Here is a 2,200-nt window from a genome sequence, read left to right as displayed (position 1 = left end):
TGTGTTTGCCGGCGGGGATGGTGAGGTTGACGGTCTTGGAGACGGTGGTGGTGCCGTTCTTCCAGAGGTCGATCTTGCGGGCGCCGGTCGTGCCGGGGTCGAGGTAGACGCGGATGCCGTCGAGGCCGGAGGCGGAGAGGGTGAAGGGGCCGCCGGAGCCGAAGTCGCGGGTGAGGGTCCAGCGGACGCCGAAGTTGTTGGTCGGGAGTCCGGTGGCGGGGGCGCCGGTGCCCCAGTTCTGGTCGATCGCGCTGTCGCAGACGGTCTTCTTCGGGGTGCCGGAGAACGTCGTGTTGGCGAAGAGCTGCTGCTTGAAGACGGGGGAGGCGCAGGTCACGGCGGCGGACGCGGGCGCGGCCGCCGCCGTGAGCAGACCGGCCGTGGTGGCGAGCACGACGGCGGTGGCCGCGCCGGCGGTCGTACGTCTGGCTGGGATCACTGGTGTCCTTGAGTCCTACGGCCCTTACGGTTTCGGGGCCTTGGGTCGTGTGAGGGGCGGTCGTGTGCTCAGGGGGCCAGGGCCGCCCAGGCGTCGCCGGGAGCGGATTCGGTGCCGTCGGCGTGGAGAGCGGTCACCCAGTAGAAGTGGGTGGTGCCGGCGGCGGCCGTGGTGTCGGTGTACGACGTACCGGTCACCGGGTCGGCGGTCAGCGGCTCGTACGCGGTGGTGGCCGGGTTCCACCGGTACACCCGGTAATCGGTGATGTCCGTCCCGTGGTACGAGCTGTCCAGCTTCCAGGTGAGGTCGACCGCGCCGCCGCCGTCGGCGACCTCGGCGTTCACGTCGACCAGCCAGTCCGCGGGGGTCTCCACGGTGGGTCGCAGGTCGAGCTCGGTGACGGTCGTGGACACCATCGTGTCGGCCGACGTGTAGTTGGAGTTGCCCGAGGTGTCCACCGCGTCCACGAAGTACGTGTGGTGCTCGCCGTCCTGGAGGTTCGCCGAGTCGACGAGCCGACTGGTGCCCGCCTTGACCGTGCCCACATGCGTGTACTCGGTCCCGTCGTCCACCGTGCTGCGCCGGAACACGTTGTACTCGGCGAGGTCGGTGACCGGGCTGTCGTCCCAGTCCAGGACCGTGCCGTACTTGGTCGCGGTGGCGGTGAACCCGGTGACGAGCGGCGGGGCGGTGCGGTCGCCGTAGCCGTGGGAGATGGTCTGCGAGGGGCCCGACTCCCGGCCGAGCGCGTCGACGGTCGTCACCCAGTACACGTAGAACCCGTCGTTGGGGCTCGGCACGACCGTGGTGTCGGTGCAGGCGTAGCTGTACTTGGTGCCGTAGGCGGTGTCGACGAGCGTCGGCTCGCAGGGCACCACTCGGGAGTCGACGACGTCGAACGTGCCGGTGGCGTCGTCGAAGCGGCGTTCCTCGCGGTGGACCCGGAACGTGGTGGGCGCGTACGGGGACACGTCCCAGCGCAGATCGACGCCGCCGCCGTCCTCCGGACGGTTCTCCGTCTTCCACAGGTACGGCACCGCCAGCGGCCTGGCGATCGACACCACGGACGAGTACGCGGTGTTGCCCGCCGCGTCCGACACCGCGACCTTGTAGTACGAGGTCTCGCCGTACGGGGCGGTGGGATCGGTCGCCGAGTTGCCCCAGGGGCCCTTGACCTCGGTGAACGGCCCGTCGGGCGAGGCGGACCTCAGCAGGCGGGTCGTCTCGGCTCCCTCGGACATCCACCACAGGGACACCCCGTCGAGGGCGGAATCACCGCTGACCTTCAGGTCCCGGACGGTCGGCGCGATCCGGTCCACCGTGGTGACCAGTTGCTGGGCCGTGCCCGTCGAGACATTGCCCGCCTTGTCGTAGGCGCGGACCTCGTAGTAGTACGCCGCGCCCGACATCGGCAGCCCGGTGTCGGTGTACGAGGTGGAGGTGGTCGTCGCGAGCGGCGTGCTGCCGAACGAGGCGCCCTTGAGGCGCCGGTAGACCTTGTACCCGGCGAGGTCCATCTCCTTGTTCTTCGCCCAGGTGAGCTTGGCCTTGCCGGTGGTCTTGTCGTACGCCACGGTCGGGGCGGTGGGCGTCAGCGGGGCGATCTTGTCGACGGTGGCCGAGGTGCGGGGCGTGTAGGTGAACTTGACCTTGGCGGAGCCGGTCCAGTTGACGTAGTCGACGCGGAGGGTGTGTTTGCCGGCGGGGATGGTGAGGTTGACGGTCTTGGAGACGGTGGTGGTGCCGTTCTTCCAGAGGTCG

1 protein-coding gene and 1 pseudogene are annotated in these 2,200 nt (G+C 69.7%); both read right to left on the bottom strand.

The annotated features are described in order from the left end of the window. A pseudogene (locus tag PUR53_RS16270) lies at window positions 1-439 on the bottom strand (hypothetical protein); the annotation flags it as partial. Window positions 440-507: 68 nt separating this feature from the next. Continuing rightward, the coding region (locus tag PUR53_RS16265; RefSeq protein WP_329908689.1) for a hypothetical protein at window positions 508-2,200 on the bottom strand (1,693 nt) is incomplete at its 5' end.

This window comes from Streptomyces sp. SP18BB07, assembly GCF_036322545.1.
In the GTDB taxonomy this organism is placed as follows: domain Bacteria; phylum Actinomycetota; class Actinomycetes; order Streptomycetales; family Streptomycetaceae; genus Streptomyces; species Streptomyces deccanensis.
Note: the sequence above shows the minus strand (reverse complement) of the source record. Positions and strands in the feature narration are given on the sequence as shown.